General features: G+C 36.3%; 22 protein-coding genes and 1 riboswitch. Of the genes, 21 read left to right on the top strand and 1 reads right to left on the bottom strand.

Features of this window, described 5'->3' with window-relative positions:
- Nucleotides 1–39 precede the first annotated feature (39 nt).
- The 9 genes from ACTJIV_RS15170 (at nt 40) to ACTJIV_RS15130 (ending at nt 8826) form a co-directional block, all read left to right on the top strand.
- Entirely contained in the window at nt 40–732 is a 693-nt protein-coding gene (locus ACTJIV_RS15170) for a DUF2490 domain-containing protein (RefSeq protein WP_111955261.1), read from the top strand.
- Between the two features lie 18 nt (nt 733–750).
- Nucleotides 751–2037: a CitMHS family transporter gene (locus ACTJIV_RS15165; RefSeq protein WP_111955263.1), complete on the top strand. Its 1287-nt coding sequence runs from the start codon at nt 751–753 to the stop codon at nt 2035–2037.
- Nucleotides 2038–2261: 224 nt separating this feature from the next.
- Nucleotides 2262–3482: a dicarboxylate/amino acid:cation symporter gene (locus ACTJIV_RS15160; RefSeq protein WP_440628439.1), complete on the top strand. Its 1221-nt coding sequence runs from the start codon at nt 2262–2264 to the stop codon at nt 3480–3482.
- 80 nt (nt 3483–3562) lie between these two features.
- Nucleotides 3563–4282 (top strand): DUF3108 domain-containing protein, encoded by a 720-nt coding sequence (locus ACTJIV_RS15155; protein WP_440628437.1) that lies wholly within the window; start codon nt 3563–3565, stop codon nt 4280–4282.
- Between the two features lie 259 nt (nt 4283–4541).
- Nucleotides 4542–4676 carry a hypothetical protein gene (locus tag ACTJIV_RS15150; protein WP_440628435.1) on the top strand — a complete coding sequence of 45 codons (135 nt, stop codon included), beginning with the start codon at nt 4542–4544 and terminating at the stop codon, nt 4674–4676.
- A gap of 174 nt (nt 4677–4850) precedes the next feature.
- Complete coding sequence (locus ACTJIV_RS15145; RefSeq protein ID WP_034723531.1) at nt 4851–5129, top strand: co-chaperone GroES; 279 nt, start codon at nt 4851–4853, stop codon at nt 5127–5129.
- 119 nt (nt 5130–5248) lie between these two features.
- Nucleotides 5249–6874 carry a chaperonin GroEL gene (gene groL, locus ACTJIV_RS15140; RefSeq protein WP_111955271.1) on the top strand — a complete coding sequence of 542 codons (1626 nt, stop codon included), beginning with the start codon at nt 5249–5251 and terminating at the stop codon, nt 6872–6874.
- Between the two features lie 232 nt (nt 6875–7106).
- Entirely contained in the window at nt 7107–7850 is a 744-nt protein-coding gene (locus tag ACTJIV_RS15135; protein ID WP_146897141.1) for a hypothetical protein, read from the top strand.
- Nucleotides 7851–7941: 91 nt separating this feature from the next.
- Entirely contained in the window at nt 7942–8826 is an 885-nt protein-coding gene (locus ACTJIV_RS15130; protein WP_440628432.1) for a DUF6602 domain-containing protein, read from the top strand.
- Nucleotides 8827–8918: 92 nt separating this feature from the next.
- Here ACTJIV_RS15130 and ACTJIV_RS15125 read toward each other — a convergent pair whose 3' ends face one another.
- Entirely contained in the window at nt 8919–9176 is a 258-nt protein-coding gene (locus ACTJIV_RS15125; protein WP_111955277.1) for a helix-turn-helix transcriptional regulator, read from the bottom strand.
- Between the two features lie 511 nt (nt 9177–9687).
- On the opposite strand from ACTJIV_RS15125, the gene ACTJIV_RS15120 reads away from it, so the two are divergent.
- The 12 genes from ACTJIV_RS15120 (at nt 9688) to ACTJIV_RS15065 (ending at nt 18549) form a co-directional block, all read left to right on the top strand.
- The gene (locus ACTJIV_RS15120; RefSeq protein ID WP_440628430.1) at nt 9688–10227 is read left to right on the top strand and encodes a hypothetical protein; all 540 of its coding nucleotides are present in this window, start codon (nt 9688–9690) and stop codon (nt 10225–10227) included.
- A gap of 270 nt (nt 10228–10497) precedes the next feature.
- Nucleotides 10498–11025: a hypothetical protein gene (locus tag ACTJIV_RS15115; RefSeq protein WP_223560279.1), complete on the top strand. Its 528-nt coding sequence runs from the start codon at nt 10498–10500 to the stop codon at nt 11023–11025.
- Between the two features lie 2 nt (nt 11026–11027).
- Nucleotides 11028–12077 (top strand): serine hydrolase domain-containing protein, encoded by a 1050-nt coding sequence (locus ACTJIV_RS15110; RefSeq protein ID WP_440628428.1) that lies wholly within the window; start codon nt 11028–11030, stop codon nt 12075–12077.
- A gap of 63 nt (nt 12078–12140) precedes the next feature.
- Nucleotides 12141–12662 carry a hypothetical protein gene (locus ACTJIV_RS15105; protein WP_440628426.1) on the top strand — a complete coding sequence of 174 codons (522 nt, stop codon included), beginning with the start codon at nt 12141–12143 and terminating at the stop codon, nt 12660–12662.
- Nucleotides 12646–13305 (top strand): DUF2461 domain-containing protein, encoded by a 660-nt coding sequence (locus tag ACTJIV_RS15100; protein WP_440628424.1) that lies wholly within the window; start codon nt 12646–12648, stop codon nt 13303–13305. Before ACTJIV_RS15105 ends, ACTJIV_RS15100 begins: the two co-directional genes overlap by 17 nt.
- 103 nt (nt 13306–13408) lie before the next feature.
- On the top strand, nt 13409–13927 hold the full coding sequence (locus ACTJIV_RS15095) for a DinB family protein (RefSeq protein WP_440628422.1): 519 nt from the start codon (nt 13409–13411) through the stop codon (nt 13925–13927).
- 51 nt (nt 13928–13978) lie between these two features.
- Nucleotides 13979–14470: a tetratricopeptide repeat protein gene (locus ACTJIV_RS15090; protein WP_440628420.1), complete on the top strand. Its 492-nt coding sequence runs from the start codon at nt 13979–13981 to the stop codon at nt 14468–14470.
- A gap of 172 nt (nt 14471–14642) precedes the next feature.
- Nucleotides 14643–15191: a dihydrofolate reductase family protein gene (locus ACTJIV_RS15085; protein ID WP_440628418.1), complete on the top strand. Its 549-nt coding sequence runs from the start codon at nt 14643–14645 to the stop codon at nt 15189–15191.
- A gap of 26 nt (nt 15192–15217) precedes the next feature.
- Nucleotides 15218–16009 carry an alpha/beta fold hydrolase gene (locus ACTJIV_RS15080; protein ID WP_440628416.1) on the top strand — a complete coding sequence of 264 codons (792 nt, stop codon included), beginning with the start codon at nt 15218–15220 and terminating at the stop codon, nt 16007–16009.
- 27 nt (nt 16010–16036) lie between these two features.
- Nucleotides 16037–16390 (top strand): DUF2200 domain-containing protein, encoded by a 354-nt coding sequence (locus tag ACTJIV_RS15075; protein ID WP_223560286.1) that lies wholly within the window; start codon nt 16037–16039, stop codon nt 16388–16390.
- A 156-nt stretch (nt 16391–16546) separates the two neighbouring features.
- Nucleotides 16547–16672, top strand: a riboswitch (FMN riboswitch).
- 92 nt (nt 16673–16764) lie between these two features.
- A complete protein-coding gene (ribB, locus tag ACTJIV_RS15070) occupies nt 16765–17412 on the top strand; it encodes a 3,4-dihydroxy-2-butanone-4-phosphate synthase (protein ID WP_440628414.1) in 648 nt (215 codons plus the stop codon).
- A 138-nt stretch (nt 17413–17550) separates the two neighbouring features.
- Nucleotides 17551–18549, top strand: coding sequence for a T9SS type A sorting domain-containing protein (locus ACTJIV_RS15065; RefSeq protein ID WP_111955299.1), 999 nt, complete (start codon nt 17551–17553; stop codon nt 18547–18549).
- The last annotated feature ends 57 nt before the right edge of the window (nt 18550–18606 follow it).

Genomic DNA, 18606 nt, shown 5'->3' with positions numbered 1-18606 from the left:
AAATATATTTGAGACATCAGGATGTTAACTCAATATTACATGAAAATTAAATTCAAATTAATCATTATTCTACTGTTTGGAATGATCCGCCTGGCAGATGCACAAAGCCGGGACAACTACAATATGTGGTTCCAGTATCTCATGTCGGCAAGACTAACGGATAAAAGCACCTTGACCGCTCTATCCCAATACCGTTCTTTTGATTTCGCTTATGACACCAGGCTTTTTCTGGTATCTGCCTATGTAGATTACGAAGTAGCCCATGAAGTGAAGCCCGCTGCCGGATTTATGTTTCTGGTACTGGATTCCTATAAATCTGACAATACAAAGAAAGAAAGGTATGAAAAAAGGCCTTTCCAGCAGGTGACACTGGGAAGTAATATCGGGAGAACTTCGGTTTCACACCGTTTCCGTGTAGAAGAAAGATTCATAAGCAATCCTGATGAATTCATCGTCAGGCTGCGTTATCTGATTTCACTGAGAATTCCTTTTAACAGAGCAGGAGAAAAAGAAAAACTATACGGTATTCTGAAAAATGAAATAAGAATGAATGTAGTGAAGGATGAACCGTTTGACAGTAACCGTCTAACGGCCGGCATCGGAGTTAAAGTGGGGAAAAACTCTGCTATTGAAGTAGCTTTTATCAACCAGCTGGAGACCGGATCTACAAGCAACTACGGCTATATCGGCTACAGAAACAGCTTCGACTGGAGAAAAAACAAAAATAAATAACTATAAATCAAATCATCTATGCTTACTTTCCTTGGATTTCTCATGATCCTGATCTTTATGGTCCTGATCATGAACAAAAAAATGACTCCGCTCACAGCCTTGGTCATCGTACCCGTAACCATAGCCCTTTTTGCGGGTTTCGGTCCTGAGCTGGGAGATATGATGAAAAACGGTGTAAAAGAGATCGCACTTACAGGGGTGATGTTGATCTTTGCCATCTTATATTTCAGCTTAATGATCGACACGGGACTTTTTGAGCCCTTAGTAAATATAATCTTAAAAGCTGTTGGGGATAATCCTATTAAAACCACGATAGGAACCGCCATTCTTACGGCCTTGGTATCACTGGACGGTGACGGTTCTTCCACTTATCTGATTGTGGTGGCCGCCATGCTTCCGCTTTACAAAAGACAGGGTATGAACCCGTTAATCCTGACCTGCATCATTATGCTTGCCGGGCAAATCATGAATATTCTTCCATGGGGAGGACCTACGGCAAGGGTAATGAGCTCACTGAAGCTTGGGCACACAGAAATTTTTGTCCCTATGATCCCCATTATGGCGATAGGCATTCTATGGGTGATTTTTGTGGCTTACATTCTGGGAAGAAGAGAAAAAATAAGGATTGAAAAGCATGGGAAATTTACCAATTACAACAGCAATGATATCATTGGCGAGGCAGATCCGAAGCTCCGTCGTCCGAAACTGATCCTGATCAATCTTGCCCTTACCATCACACTTTTAGTGGTCATGATCCTGGATATTGTTCCTTTGGGCATTGCTTTTATGATCGCGTTCTGTATCGCTTCCATTATCAATTACCCTAAACTGAAAGACCAGCAGAAAATAATCTCCAAACATGCAGGAAATGCTTTATCTGTGGCAGGAATGATCTTTGGAGCCGGAATTTTTACCGGAATTCTGAATGGTTCAGGTATTATGCAGGCAATGGGAAACAGCATGATAGAAATAGTTCCTAAAAGCTGGGGGGGCTATCTGAATATTGTAACGGCACTCTTCAGTATTCCGCTTACTTTTTTCCTTTCCAATGATGCCTATTATTTTGGAATATTGCCTATTATTGTGGCTACCGGGCATCAGCTGGGAATTTCACCGGAAATTCTTGGAAGAGCGAGTCTCATTGGTCAAGGTTCACATCTTTTAAGCCCGCTGGTTCCATCTACTTATCTGTTAGTATCATTGGCAGGTGTAGAATTTTCTGATCATTTGAAATATACTTTAAAATGGGCATTAGGATCCTCCATTGTGATGCTGCTGGCAGCACTGATTCTTGGAGTTATCTGATCATTAAAGATTGGAAGCCGGAAGAAGGGGGATGGAAGTTAATATTGGACGCTGTTATAAAATTAATGGGCAGATTTTAAAGATTAATAGAAACCGGCTGGAAGCTTTTATTTCCAACTTCAGTAACTTCGTTCTTTCAGCCTCACGCTTCCCTACCCTTACTATTATATTTCAGATGTAAAAAAAACAACAGATCTTTGTACGGAAAGCATAAGCATATTCAGATGAAACTTTTTGAAACAAAAAAAACATTCACAGGAAGATATTTAAAAAATCTCACCTTATATGTATTTGCCGCAATTCTCGGTGGAGTGCTTACAGGATATTATGCGCCTGAGGCAAGCATTCAGCTGGGAATGGTAAGCCGGTATTTTTTCATGATTCTGGAAATGCTCATCCTTCCCATTATTTTCATGGCGATCATGTATGGTATCTGCCAGCTGTCAGGAATCAAAAATGCGAGCAGCATTGTATGGAAAACTATTCTGTATTTTCTGATCATAAGCTCTGTAGCCATTGTTTTAGGATTTATTTTCGGTTTTGCCGTAAAACCCGGAGCCGATACGGGAATTGATCCTGCGAGGATCAGTAAATCACTTCCCAGAACATTTGAAATTGACAATACAAGTATATCCGGTATCCTGTACCTCAACAGACACGGTATTTTTCTTATCGTGTCCATTGTCGCCGGGATTTTCATGAATCTTTCCAGTGCAAGAGAAAAATTCCTGAATCTATTGGACCGTGGTCTCAAGGTTTTTTATACGGTGATCAAGTATCTCTACCTTATTCTGCCCGTTATCATATTCTGCAACATTGCATACGGAGTTTCTGTATATGGCATCAATACGCTTCTACCGCTCAGTAAAGTTGTTGCAACAGTATATCTGGCTGATATTGTCTTTATTTTTGGGATTTTAGGCATTGTCTCTTACCTGTTCAAAATCCGGCTTTGGAAGTTTTTACTTGATTTAAAAGAAGAAATCATCCTTGTAGTTACCACATCATCTTCCAAAACAGCATTTCCACTCATCTTTGAAAAAATGGAATCTGAAGGCTACAGCAGAAAAATTTTAAGGTTTGTCATTCCTTTGGGATATAATTTTAATCTTTCAGGAGCCTGTATTTATATTGCCGTGACCTGCTGCTTTCTTATTCAGTTTTACAACATTTCTTTGACTGTCACCGATTATCTGTGGCTTTTCGTCATTATTTCCGTAACCTCGAAAACAGCATCAGGTGTTCCGGGCTCAGGATTTCTGGCCCTTATTTTCACTTTAAACAGGTTTGGAAAAATTCCGTTAACGGATATTGCTCTTCTTTACAGTGTGGACCGTTTTATGAATGAGGCGAGATCTGTTACCAACTTTATCAGCATTGCGGTTTCCGGGGCTGTGATTTCAAAAATAAATCAGAATCAGAAAAATAAAACCCACTCTATTTGAGTTACTGCATACTACTTTACTGACAAGGAAAATAAGGCTGTAACTTTTTGAAAATGAGTAACACTTATTAATAAAAAATCATGAGAACATTTCTTGTATTGTTATTAATAAGCAGTGTTAATTTATTTTCACAAAAACTGCTCACACCAGCCAACAGCGCTATTGATCCTAAGCTGATCAAAGATGAAACATCAGAAGCGGTCTGGTATGCTGAAAATGCAGGAACAAAAATGGAAATCGGGAGCATAATTACAGAACTCAAAAAATTAAACAAAACGGATCTCCTCATCAAAACTACTGTAAAGCTGAAAAAGGCACCTGATGCTAAATGGACAGATTCCACCATTGTAAAAACAGCGAACTTTGAACCGGTCTATCATTCGTCTTTTAATATGATGAGAGATATGGTTCTGAAATCAGGGAAGGCTAAGGTAACAGGATATTATCTGGATAAAAAATCCAAAAAAAAAGACCCTATCGAAATGGATGCTGCAGATTATTTTGACAGCAGCAGCTACCCTATGCTGATCAGGTTTTCTCCCCTGAAAGAAAATTATACTGCTGACCTCTCTATTTTCGATTATAACCCGGATGCTAAGAAAGGACTTATTAAAGCCTATATACTGGACGTAAAGAAAACAGATTACAACGGAAAAAAAGTATGGGCTGTAAAAACAACCGATGATATTAAAGATAAGACAACGATTGTTACTTATTACATAGATACCGAAACCCGGAAGATCCTGAAACAGGATATAGACCTCGGCGGTAGAAAAATGACATTGGAAACCATTAAATAATGGATCTACAAAGTTTACCGTAATGGTAAACTTTTTCTTTTTAATCTTGAGTACTGCTAAGAAGCCTATATCAGGAGCCTTCTACAAAGCAACCATTAAAACATTGAAAATCAAAATACAAACTCCATAAATAAATCTACAAACAGTGTATAATCTGATCATATTTTTTTTTATCTTTGACATACACTATCACATCAAATCGTCAAAATCCTGATTGACATTAAATGTTCAGGCATGTACAATAAACAAAATATTATCTATGAAAAACGCTAAATCATTAAGCAGAGAGGCTCAAAAATCCATCGTTGGAGGCGCAGCCGGAGTTGTTTGCTGCGAATGGAACGATCAGGGAAAATGCATCCTTTGGATCGGGCCGGGACAGCACTGCCCTTAATTCACAGAATTATTAGAGTTAAATACAAAAGCCGGAAGTTTCCGGCTTTATTTTTTTTCATTTTTCTGCCAAATTTTCACACTGGGAAATAAAATTCTGCCATTTCATCCACAGATCTCTCATGGCATACATTTAGAGAATTATAACGGAGAATTAATTAAAAATAAATATATTATGTCAGTAAACTTTAAACCATTAGCAGACAGAGTTTTGATCGAGCCGATCGCTGCAGAAACTAAAACAGCTTCAGGTATTATTATTCCGGACACCGCAAAAGAAAAACCACAGGAAGGTACAGTAGTAGCAGTAGGTCCAGGGAAAAAAGATGAGCCTACAACTGTTCAGGTAGGTGACAAAGTTCTTTATGGAAAATATTCAGGTTCTGAATTAAAATTAGACGGAAAAGATTTCTTAATCGTTAAGGAAGGTGATTTACTTGGTGTAATCGGGTAAGATTTGTAAAAAGTACGATGTACAGAGTACAACGTATTTTAACAACGTTTAATCAAATTATTTAAAAATAAAAAAGTACATTTTACATTGTACATAATAATACAATAATACAGCAAAAAATGGCAAAAGAAATAAAATTCGATATTGAATCAAGAGACGCTTTAAAAAGAGGGGTTGATGCATTGGCTAATGCAGTAAAAGTAACGTTAGGACCAAAAGGTAGAAACGTAGTGATCGAGAAATCTTTCGGTGCACCTCACGTAACTAAGGATGGTGTTTCTGTAGCGAAAGAAATCGAACTTGAAGACAGAGTAGAAAATATGGGGGCGCAGATGGTAAAAGAAGTGGCTTCCAAAACCAATGATATCGCAGGAGACGGTACTACTACCGCTACTGTATTGGCACAGGCTATCGTAAGAGAAGGTCTTAAGAATGTAGCTGCAGGTGCTAACCCAATGGATCTGAAAAGAGGGATCGACAAGGCAGTAACTGCAGTTGTTGAAAACCTTAAATCTCAGTCTAAAACAGTTGGAGATTCTACAGAAATGGTGAAGCAGGTAGCTTCAGTTTCTGCAAACAACGACGAAACTATCGGATCTCTGATCGCTGAGGCTTTCGGAAAAGTAGGTAAAGAAGGGGTAATCACTGTAGAAGAAGCTAAAGGTATCGATACAACAGTAGACGTTGTGGAAGGTATGCAGTTCGACAGAGGATACCAGTCTCCTTACTTTGTGACTAACCCTGAGAAAATGGTAGCTGAAGTAGAAAACCCTTATATCCTTTTGGTAGAGAAGAAAATCTCTTCCATGAAAGAATTGCTTCCGGTTCTTGAGCCGATTGCACAGGGTGGAAAATCTCTTTTAATTATTTCTGAAGAAGTGGAAGGTGAAGCTTTAGCAACTTTAGTGGTAAACAAATTAAGAGGTTCTCTTAAAATTGCTGCTGTAAAAGCTCCTGGATTCGGAGACAGAAGAAAAGCAATGTTGGAAGATATCGCGATCTTAACTGGCGGACAGGTGATTTCTGAAGAGCAAGGTTTCACTATGGAAAACATTTCTCTGGATATGCTTGGAACTGCTGAGAAAGTAACGATCGATAAAGATAACACAACTATCGTAAACGGTGGTGGTGATGAAGCTAAAATCAAAGGAAGAGTAGCTCAGATCAAAGCTCAGATGGAAACTACTACTTCTGACTACGACAGAGAAAAACTACAGGAGAGATTGGCTAAATTAGCTGGTGGTGTTGCCGTACTTTATGTAGGTGCAGCTTCTGAAGTTGAAATGAAGGAGAAAAAAGACAGAGTAGATGATGCCCTTCACGCTACAAGAGCAGCCGTTGAAGAAGGTATCGTTGCAGGAGGTGGTGTTGCTTTAGTAAGAGCAATCTCTGCTTTAGAAAACCTTACAGGGATCAATGCTGACGAAACTACAGGGATCAGAATCGTGAAAAGAGCAATCGAGGAGCCATTAAGACAAATCGTTGCCAACGCAGGTGGTGAAGGTTCTGTAATCGTAGCGAAAGTTGCGGAAGGTACAGGAGACTTCGGATACAATGCTAAAACTGACGAGTATGTAAACATGCTTGAAGCAGGAATCATTGACCCTACGAAAGTAACAAGAGTTGCCCTTGAAAATGCAGCTTCTGTTTCCGGAATGCTTTTAACCACTGAATGTGTAATCACTGAAGTGAAAAAAGACGAACCAGCTATGCCAATGGGTGGCGGAATGCCGGGAATGATGTAACGGTCAGCGACCGAGGCAAATTAATATACTAACCGTTCTACTTTTTGTAGGGCGGTTTTTTTGTTTGGATTATGGTTTTCCGTAAGGAAATAGTATATTTATATTTTATATTTAATGATTAACAAATAGATAGCTAAAGCCAAAATAACATCAGCGCAATTTTATATATTATATATTAATGCAATTCGTAAATCTGGATGTTAGCTGTAATTTTATAAAAATTTCCGTTAAAATGAAACAACTTTTTCTGACCTTCTTTTTCTTAAGTCATCTTGTATTATTTTCACAGAAAAAAGACACTTCAAATGTAAATAATAGTATTGTTAATCATAAAAATGGAGTACAAAAAATTGAAATCAAAAATGAAGCATTAGAAAAATATTTTAATAATTTGTCTAATAAAAAAGAATCTGAAAATTCAATTTGGGAAACCTTGATTCCATTATTAATTGGTGCTTTTTTGACTTTAGGAACCCAAGTATTTTTTGATTTTAGAAAAGAAAAAAAAGAAAAAACAAATCAAATTCTTGAGTCTAAATCTGAGTTAGAAAAATTAATTTTTCTAATAAAACACAATTACGATGAACTTGCAATGCATAAAGCACATAAGCACTATTGGTATGCACAATATCAATATGAAGAAAATCTAGAGAAACCTAACGAAAATGATGTAATTAAGTTCTATAATTATCACATTGAATCAGGAAATAAAGCTATACAAACAGAAAATATAATTGCGGAAAATTTTTCTAATTTTACGAAAGAGATTTCAAAAATTCAACAGCTAACAAAACAAAATACAGAAATTAACGAGCTGTATACAGCATATCTATCTTTTCGCCCACAAAAACCAAAAGATATAATGTCCGTAAATAGAGCTGAATTATATGATTTAGGAAGCGACGAGGAAAGCAAGTTAAAACAAGAGTATGAAGAATACATTAAAATTTTAAACAAGATAAAGGCAAAAATATAAATTAACTTAGTGCAAGATTAAAAGTCTTGACTTTCTAATCCACCACTATCGCCAATCCGCAGTTCGTTACTTGCAATTTTAATACAACAATATGTCATTTGATTTTAAAAAATATATAAACCATCTAGCAGAAGAATTAATCAGGAATTTTGATTATGCTAGTAATGCAACAACACCGGTTTTAATTGGAAGTGCAAAAGAAAAAGAAGTTATTAGAAAATTAGAAATGTTATTACCTAATTCAGTGGGTATCGGTTCTGGTTGTATAATTGACAGTTACGGCAATTGTAGTAAACAGATAGATATAATAATATATGAAAAAGAATTCTGTCCTGTATTTTGTATTAATGAATCTCCAGAAACTACATATTATCCATGTGAAGGAGTTATTGCAGTAGGTGAAGTAAAAAGCTCTTTAACATCTAGAGAACTAGAAAATATCTTCGAAAAATCCAAATCAGTCAAAAAACTTATACGCCATTCGGAACTAAAAAAAAGCGGATTCCCTGGAAATGATAAAATGTATTATTCTTTTAGAAAATATAATTCAAAAACGTCATTCGAAGGCTCTAGAGATGAAAACTATGATCAAAAAAATAAATTTCTTGACCAAATCTTTTTCTTTTCTTTGTGTGGTAATCTAGAGTTAAATCCTGAAACTTTTGTCAATAAATTTGAGGAAAATCTTAAATTATGTAATAATAATGAGGAGGTTAATTTAATTTCAATATTAAATAATGGGTTAATCTTTTACAGAAATAAAGAAGAAAATAAAATTGTTTATCTAAAAAAAGATGCTAATTCTTTTTATTTTTTACAACAAGAAAAAGAAAATTTTCAATTCTTATTACATACAATTATTAATTATATATCAAGTGGAAGAACTGTACCTGTACATGCATTCAATAGATACTTAAGTACTGGTAACAGTATATATATACTTGAAGGAATAAATGGGATAAATAGAAATATATAAATTTTCGGAATGCCTTTTTGCTTAAAGTCCCTTGGCCTTGGCCTAGATAAATAAAAACAAGCTCCGAAGTCTGAAGGCTTAGGAGCTTGTTTTTATTTATCTAATTCAGAATAATATCCTTCAAAATCAAAAACAATATCAAATAATTCCTTAGGATGTATTCTTAGTCCTGTTGCAATTTCAATAAAAGTACTAAGTTGACAATCAATCTTGTTATTAGCAACATCACTAATTCTTGCAGCTGTAACATTACATCTTTCAGAAACCTTAGAATAAGGAGTGTCTCCTTTTATTTCTTTTATTTTTTCTGAGACCATTCTTTTGATTTCATCAGTCTTAAACTCGTTCATAATCGCACTGTTTAGTGCAAATTGTAATTATTAGTATAAATTACCATTACCGAATTCGGTAATATTGAATATTTTTATTATATTTGGAAAAGATTACTCATTAGAGTAATTTTGCGATACTTCAAAGAAATATAGAAGCTATTGCTTAGAATCTCGACTTGAAAACTGGTAATTTAAAAGCAACGAGAAGATAAGCAAGAAGCTCACGACCTAGGCGTGGGCTCTCTTATCTGTTGCACGGTATACCAGTACCTCAAGTCGGATATTGTAGAGTCTCATGCCGTTTTTATTTTTCATGCAGTTCTCTTTTCTACAATCATCCTTTTCTAAGCCTGCTTTACATCATAAAGTATCATGATACGGTACAATGGGGTGTACAATCCATTGCGGCTTTAGGGCTTTTAGAAAAACACAAATTCTACCATATTCATTGGGCTTGTATGGGCAGGAAGTTCAGGCGGGCTTCCTCCTTTACGGCCAGTAAAATCGTACAGTATAAAAATACAAACTCATGAAAAAAAACAGAACAGACTTTCAATCTCGGCTTGGGAAAGGCCGGAAGAAACATTGCGGCATACAGCTAATGGAAAACTATTTTAAACTCAATGACCTGACAGCATCCAAAGAGCTGCTAAACGACATTATAAGTTATGCGGTAAAAAGAAATAGCTGGATAAAAGAACATCCGTCCGTTATCCTTCATTTTCAGCAGGCTATGCGGTCATTCATCCATGCAGGCTACTCCATTGCACTACAGGAAAAGAAAAGGACCGTCAATGCTCCGTTGGAAGATGTTTCTCCGTTGGTTTTTGGCTTGCTATCCGAGAAGGAATACCAAAATCCGCTGTTGGTATTTAGAAAAGCCTTCAAAGAATACAGCATCAAGGAATTTGATTATTTTATTTCCGGAATGGCCTATTTCTCACTGGGAATCTACAACAATCTACCGGAAAGGAATATGATAAGTCCATACATTCATCTTACCAAAATGCTGGATGCAGCGTACCTTATTATTGAAAGAAAAAATAAAGATAACCCCACCTTAAGTTAACTGTTTCGCCATCAGTAGGGGCCTAATGGATAGCATTTCATTACAAACACTATTGCGGGAAACAAAACACAGTTGTATTTTGTTTCCCGCAAGTTGCGTAAGACCTTCAACAAAATATTTTTAACAAAAACAAATTACTTTAGTGAAAAACATATATGTTTGAACTTTCGCAGATTTTGTGCAGTGGAAACCAACGTTCACAAGGATGCTGCAATTTCTAAAGATTAAAAACTTAAATTAGCAATCATTATTATTGCAAATAATTTCAGAATGAAGTATAAACTAGCCGTGATTATATTTTTTATCAGTTTTTTATCTTATTCGCAAACCATAGAATGGAGACCTGATTTTAAATTACAACAAAGTGACTTTCAGGGAAAAATCCCTGACAATAATACAATTGATCATGCAGGAACGGCCTTTAATATCGGCTATGAAATTGTCTCGAATTCTATATGGACAGGAAGAATGAAGATCAGGACTTATGCCATATTCGATCAATCAAAATCCTGGTTAAATGAATCCTTTTATTCTGATAATTTATTGAATCACGAACAAAAGCATTTTGACATCGCTCAGGTTTTCGCATACAAATTGCAGAATCTGATTAATAAGGAAATAAAAAAATCAGAAGATTTCAGTTCAAAATTTTTGAGCTTAAGCAAGCTAATTGAAGATGAATGCTTAAGTTTTCAAGAAAAATATGATGCAGAAACTGATCACGGGACTATACCGGAAGTACAAAAAGAATATGATAAAATTATTGAACAAATGCTAAAAGAAAATAACAAAAACTAATCATGCCAAATTATAAACAACTATTCCTATTTTTCATTCTTCTTCTACTTCCCATAAATAATTCATTCGCCCAGACAAACAAAATCAGCCAGATAGATTCCCTGATGAAATGGTCAAATCAGATTGGAGTATTTAATGGAAACGTTTTGGTATCAAAAAATAATAAAATCATTTACAACGCTTCTTTTGGCTTTACAGACGCCACAAAAACGAAAAAACTAACGCCTGATTACAGGTTCCATATCGGTTCCATTACCAAAGAATTTAGTGCCGTGGCATTGATGCAGTTACAGGAGCAGGGCAAATTGAACATAGAAGATCATGTTTCCAAATACATTCCGGAGTTACCAAAATGGGCCAATGAAGTCACTATAAAAAACCTATTACAATACACAAGCGGCATTCCAGATGTAAACTGGAAAAAGATTAAGAATGATAAGGATCTTTTTGATGGCTTAAAACTAGTGGATTCACTGGATTTCAAACCCGGTACCCATTACGATTACACCATCAATAACCTGTTTTTACGCCAATTCATTATTGAGCGATTAACCGGAGTGGGTTTTAAAACGTATGTGGAAAAATTCATTTTCAAACCCTGTAAAATGACTTCTTCCGTGATGACCCTTTTTGAAAATGAAAAAAACATAGCCAAAGCATTTGATAATAATTTGGTGGCAGACAAAGAAGAATTACCAATAACAGGCGGAACCTATTTAACCACTAAAGATTTGCTGAAATGGGAAGATTGCCTTCATTCCAATAAAATAATCAGTGCCAACTCAGTGTTTGAGCTGGGGCAGCATTTTGATCTGCCGGATACCCAATCAGCTTTGGGACAGGCAAAATACAGAAATAGAAAATTAATTGAGCATGTACACGATGGAAGAGCCGGAAGATATGAAGCCCTTTTAGTTTCTGATCTGGATCAAAAATTTACAATTATTCTATTGGGAAACAACTACAACGGAAGATTATTTGAAATTTCCGATGCCATTACAGCCATTCTGAAAAACGAGAAATATAGTCTTCCTCAAAAAAACAATCCATAAAACAAAAAGACCTTTGAATTCCTTAAACTACTTTGATTTTAACGATAATAATTAAGTTGAATTTTGAAAAAAATAATTGCGATAAGCTGTATCATTTTAGTATTGATTTTTCTTAATTATCCTGTTTTTGACAGCGAAGGAATATCTTATCTTATTATTTTTACCTGCTTTGTTGCTATTTGTTTTTCGGGGGCAAAAATATATTCTCCCAGGGCTGAAAATTATGACTCTGTTGAAAAAGAAGCCGATCAATTAGAGAAATATGATGGTGATTTCCAATATACAAATGACGGATTTTACAATAAACAGAAAAAACCGGTAGAGCTTATAAAGTGGGATGAAATTATTTCAGTATATTCATTTAGTATTCCAGTTTCAAAACATAAAAGAGAAACAGGCCTGGAAGTAATTACCTACAAAAATAGTTATGAATTCAGTAGGTCTACACCCGGAATCAAAAAGTTAACCAATGAAATGTATAATCATCTCCCAGATTGGCAATTAAATTCTCCAACTATTAGAATCAATAATCACGGACTGGAAAAAACAAAACTGTATGAAAGACACCATGAAAAAAACCTTTGAATTCCTAAAACACTTAGAAAAAAACAACAACCGTGAATGGTTTACTCAGCACAAAGCGGAATATGATTCAGTGGTAAAAGAAAACAAAGTTTTTTTTAATCAGGTCTATACTGAACTTCAGGAACACGATAATTTAAAAGGAATTCATATTTTCAGGATTTACCGGGACGTACGCTTTTCCAAGGACCCTACTCCGTATAAAACCAATTTCGGGGTTGGCTATTCCCGTTCAAAGCCAATGCTGAGAGGAGGATATTATATTCAGCTGGAGCCCGGTAACAGTTTTGTAGGTGGCGGTTTCTGGGGACCTGAGGCTAAAGACCTGCTCCGTATCCGTAAAGAATTCGAGCTCAATACCACAGAAATTGAAAAGATCACTTCTGATGAAGTTTTCAAACAATACTTTGGAGAAATTAAAGGCGATGCTGTAAAAACAGCTCCGAGAGGTTTTGATAAAAATCACCCAGCCATAGATCTAATCAGGAAAAAACAATTTGTTGTAATGAGGAAATTTACAGATAAGGAAGTTTTATCGGACAGCTTTCAGAAAGAAGCGGTTTTCACCTTACTGGCCATGCGTCCTTTTTTTGATTATATGAGTGAGGTGCTGACTACGGACTTAAATGGAGAACCTTTATATTAAAACATAAAGAAAGATCGTTTAGGAATTTTCTGTTCTCATAAAATCCGGTTAATATTTTACTTATTTTTATAACACTAAATCACCAAACAAAATATTAATCATCATGAATTTAAAAACATTAATCACGCACAGTGTTCAGTACAACAATTGGGTAGTCAATAAATACATCGACTGGCTTTCCACAAAGTCTGATGAGCAGCTTAACCAGGAGGTTATTTCAAGTTTTCCGACGATCTTAGCAACCCTGCATCACATCTGGCAGACCCAGCAATACTGGTGGGCTTATATTGCCGAAAACGGCGATTTTGATTTTGCTGAAATTTCAGCTGCAGTGACTAAAGAAGAGATTTTCAATGGTATAAAAAACAACTCCCAAAAGTTGATGGATTACGTGGAAACCTTATCCGAAGAAGACCTGGAAAAAAACGTAAAAATTGAATCCCAATGGTTCCAGTGTGACTTTTCAAAATTTGAATATATCCAGCACGTGATCATTCACGGGACTTATCACCGGGGACAGATCGTTACTATGGGACGGAATGTTGGAATAACAGATGCTCCAATGACAGATTACAACTTCTGGAATGTCTATAAAAATTCAGAAGCAACATCCGAAGCATAGCTAAATAACCTAATATCTGTAATTGTTAAATTATAAAATACCTACTAAAACATGACAGATCCTGAACTCTGGGAGGAAGAATTAACAACAATATGGAATCAGCTGGGAAAAATATCCAATGCTGATTTTATTAAAAAAATAATACAGCATACGGATAAGATCTCTGATGATCATCCTGCCATTGCAGATTTTGAAAGAGCGTGTGCCTACGATTCTACAGGCTTTGAAAAACATGCAGAACCCCTTTACAGATCTGCTTTAAAATTGGGTCTTGCAGGATTGCGGAGAAGAAGGGCAAGAATTCAGCTGGCAAGTACTTTAAGGAATAATGGAAAATTCCATGAAAGCATAGAAATACTGAGAGAGGAAAAGGAAAACTATTCCGATGAGCTGGATGATGCTGTCAATGCATTTTTGGCGCTGTCGCTTTCCTCGGTCAATAATGATAAGGAAGCATTGTCTTTAGTTCTGGAATCACTATCCGCACATTTGCCGAGGTATAATAAATCGGTGTATCATTATTCAAAAGAACTCATCAAATAAACAATAGACGCAAATAAGTGCAGGTTCTGTTGTAAATTTAACTGTTAAAAGCTGGAAGATCTTAAATTACTACAGCCTTAATATTCTTTGTCATTTATAACGTAAAACGTTCGGTCTTCAGAACGTTTTTCTTTATTTTTACAGGGATTCAACGATAAACCCATACTATCATATGAGAAAAATAATTCTGGACCTGGCTGTCACTTTAGATGGATTCATTGAAGGTCCCAATGGCGAAACAGATTGGTGCATCATGGATGATGATATGAATTTTGACGGATTTCTGAACAGTATCGATACTATTTTTTATGGCCGGGTAAGTTATGATTCCTGGGGAACCTATCAGCCGGAAGAAACTGCTGATCCTGAAGAAAAAGAGTTTTGGAGATCTATACATTCTAAAAATAAGTATGTTTTTTCAAGACAGGACAGAAAAGATCCGGGAGCCATTTTTATCAGCTCCGATATTGCCGAAAAAGTAGCTGAAATTAAGCAACAGGATGGAAAAGATATCTGGCTGTATGGCGGAGCGGGTCTTATCAACACCTTTATTAATTCAGATCTTATTGATGTATACAGAATTTCCGTTCACCCCGTTGCTCTGGGAAGCGGAAAACCTTTGTTTGAAAACCTGAAAGAAAGGCTGGAGCTGAAACTGATCACTACAAACGTTTTCAGGTCAGGAGTGATACAGCTTATCTACGAGCCAAAAAACCAATAAATTAAACCTCAGAAAATATATTAATCATGGAAAAATATGCACAGTCTTCGGACGGACAAAATATTCATTATAAAGAAAGCGGACAGGGAAGCCCCTCTCTCCTATTTGTACATGGGTGGCTCGGCAATGCAGAATGGTGGAACAGCCAGCAGGAGTATTTCAAGGACAGATATCATATCGTACAGATGGATCTTGCCGGGCACGGAAAATCTGATGCTTCCAGAAACGAATGGACGAGTACATTGTATGCAGATGATATCAAAGCGGTAGCTGACCAGATAGATTCTTCAGAAATCATCCTGGTAGGACATTCTATGTCAGGAGCCTATGTCCTTGAAGCTTCTTTAAAAATTCCCCAGGTAAAAGCACTTATCCTGATCGACACCGTAAAAGATCTTGACGAAGCGATCACAGAAGAAAAGGCTGAAGAGTATTTATTCGTGCATTACCGCAATGATTTTAAAAATGCCGTTGAAAATATTCTTCCTCAATATCTTTTTGCGGAAAAAACGCCATCCGAAGTGAAACGTAGTCTTCAGGATGAGTTTCTTCAAAATACTTCAGAAAAAGCTATTGATCTGCTCAGACCTTTGTACAAGAAAGATTTCAGAGAAGAGGCGTCACAAGTTCAGGTTCCGGTAAGGGCTATCAATTCCGATAACTTCCCGACCAACATAGAGCATAACCGGAAGTATTTGAAAGATTATAATTATACTGAAATAGCTGGGATAGGCCACTATCCTATGCTGGAAAATCCAAAAGAATTTAACCGTATTCTTGATGATATTCTGAAAGAAGTCAATGAGGAACGTCAATAGTACTAAGTGAATATTAATTAAAAAGTCATGCAGAACACCAGAATTTATACTACCGCTTTTGCCAGCGTTTATCCTCATTATATTCAAAAAGCAGAAAAGAAAGGACGTACAAAATCCGAAGTTCATGAAATTATATTTTGGCTTACAGGATATGATGAAAAAAGCTTACAGGAGATTTTAGAGAACAGAACAGATTTTAAAACATTCTTTGCAGAGGCCCCACAGATCAATCCCAATGTTTCACTGATCAAAGGGGTTATTTGTGGATACCGCGTGGAAGACATTGAAGATGAGCTGATGCGAAATATCCGTTATCTGGATAAACTGATTGATGAGCTGGCAAAGGGAAAGAAGATGGAGAAAATATTAAGGGAATCATGATTTGTGAGATGTAATGGAAATTAGTTTTTAATGTAACAAATACGAGCAAAATCCCTTTCCGGATTCAAAAAACTTTCCGAAATTTGTAATCTGTGCGTTAAATATAATCAATGAAATAAAAATTTTAAATCAGAACATACAGTAAAACTTAGTATAAGTTTTCTTCGGGGCAGGGTGAAATTCCCTACCGGCGGTTACAGTCCGCGACTCCTTTCTTATGAAGGGACTGATCTGGTGAAATTCCGGAACCGACAGTTAAAGTCTGGATGGGAGAAGAAAATGAGATGACCAATAAGATTCCTTATGGACTCTTGTTGCGTTGTATTTCATTTCCATGTACCGAAGACTATTTTAACTTTTAAAAGTAAAATAACATGGAAAAATTATTAGAACAATTCGGAGCAAGCTCCAAAGAACGTGTAGAAAAGGCACTTCAAACACTACAAAAGGGAAAAGGTATTCTTTTGGTAGATGATGAAAACCGTGAAAACGAAGGGGATATCATCTTTCCCGCCTCCACTATTACAGAACAGGATATGGCACTTCTGATCCGCGAATGCAGCGGTATCGTCTGCTTATGCATTTCTGAGGAAAAAAGCCGCCACCTCAACCTTCGTCCGATGGTGGAAAATAACAATTCAAAAAATCAAACCGCATTTACCATTTCCATTGAAGCCAGAGAAGGTGTGGAATCCGGTGTTTCTGCAAGAGATCGTGTAACAACGATCAGAACTGCTGTGGCAGCAGATGCCCAGGCAGAGCATATTGCAAGTCCCGGTCATGTTTTCCCTCTGATTGCCAGAAAAGATGGTGTATTTGCAAGACGCGGTCATACCGAAGGCAGTGTAGATCTTGTAAAAATGGCCAATCTGGGTGACGATGCCGTACTTTGTGAACTGACGAATGAAGACGGTTCTATGGCAAGACTTCCTGAAATTGTGAACTTTGCTATCGAAAAAGAGATGAGCGTCGTGACCATCGAAGACATTTATGCTTACCGTAAAATGGTAATGAGCAATTAAACGTAAACATTTTTAACGCACAAAGTCGCCTGCTGATGCTATCAGCAGGCGTTTTTATTAAAAAGTTAACTAAAAACAAATAAAATTATCATTTCAATACTATTTTTTGATTATTTTTAACAAAAAAAAATCTTAACCATGAAAAAATCTTTACTCCTCTTATTAGGAGCTTCTGCAATGTTTTCTGCGCAGATCACGCTTACAAAAGCAGCCAATGACCCTATTTCCGGAAACGTTATCAATTACAATCATGTAACCGGAGCCGTAAACAACTCCGCAACAGGAGCTAACACTGTGTTTTCAAACGGAGGTCTTACAATGGGAATTTCGTCAGTAACGACTTATTCTACTCCTACTTCTGCTGAAATAACAACATTTCCGGGTTCTACCATTAAAATGATAGACGGAGCAACAACCATTTATTATAAAGCTTCTACAACTAAACTGGAAATTACAGGAATTGTAAATCCACAGCTTACCTTAAATTTCAGTGTAGATAATGGTACTTATAATAATTATCCTACCACTTATGGACCGGCACAAAATGATACGGCTAAAGGGACTTTCTCGTCATCTGCTGCCAACGGATTATTCAGTGGTACAATGACTGCCCAGGCTGATGCATACGGAACTCTGATTATAGGCAATCAAACATACAGTAATGTTCTTAGAGTAAAATATACACAGAACCTTAATCTATATGCATCTTTTGATGTTATTTATGCCAACCCTATCGGAACAGCTACCAATACATCCTATGCTTATTACGATGCTTCTCACAGATATGCTCTGCTAAGTTCTACAAGCGGAAATGTCAGTGTTCCATTGTTGAGTATCAACCAGACAGTAGGCACTGCATTAGCTTTAAACGAAGCATTTCTGGCAACCAGCAATACAGTGAAAAAAGAAAACTTAGTGGTTTATCCTAACCCTGCACAGGACTTTATCGGTTTCAAAGGAAATACGGATAATTACTCCAAAGCAAATATTTACAGTCTGGATGGGAAACTGGTTAAAACATCAGATGTAAAATCCGGAAATATTCAAATCTCAGATCTTCCACCAGCGTCTTATTTCATAGAGATCAGTGGAAAAAATGCTACAGATACAAAGAATACAAAATTTATCAAGAAATAATAAAAAATCCCCGCTCAATTGAGCGGGATTTTTTTTAGAAAGAAGCTGGATGTTGGA

The sequence above is a fragment of the Chryseobacterium sp. 22532 genome (assembly GCF_052044665.1).
GTDB lineage: Bacteria > Bacteroidota > Bacteroidia > Flavobacteriales > Weeksellaceae > Chryseobacterium > Chryseobacterium lathyri.
Note: the sequence above shows the minus strand (reverse complement) of the source record. Positions and strands in the feature narration are given on the sequence as shown.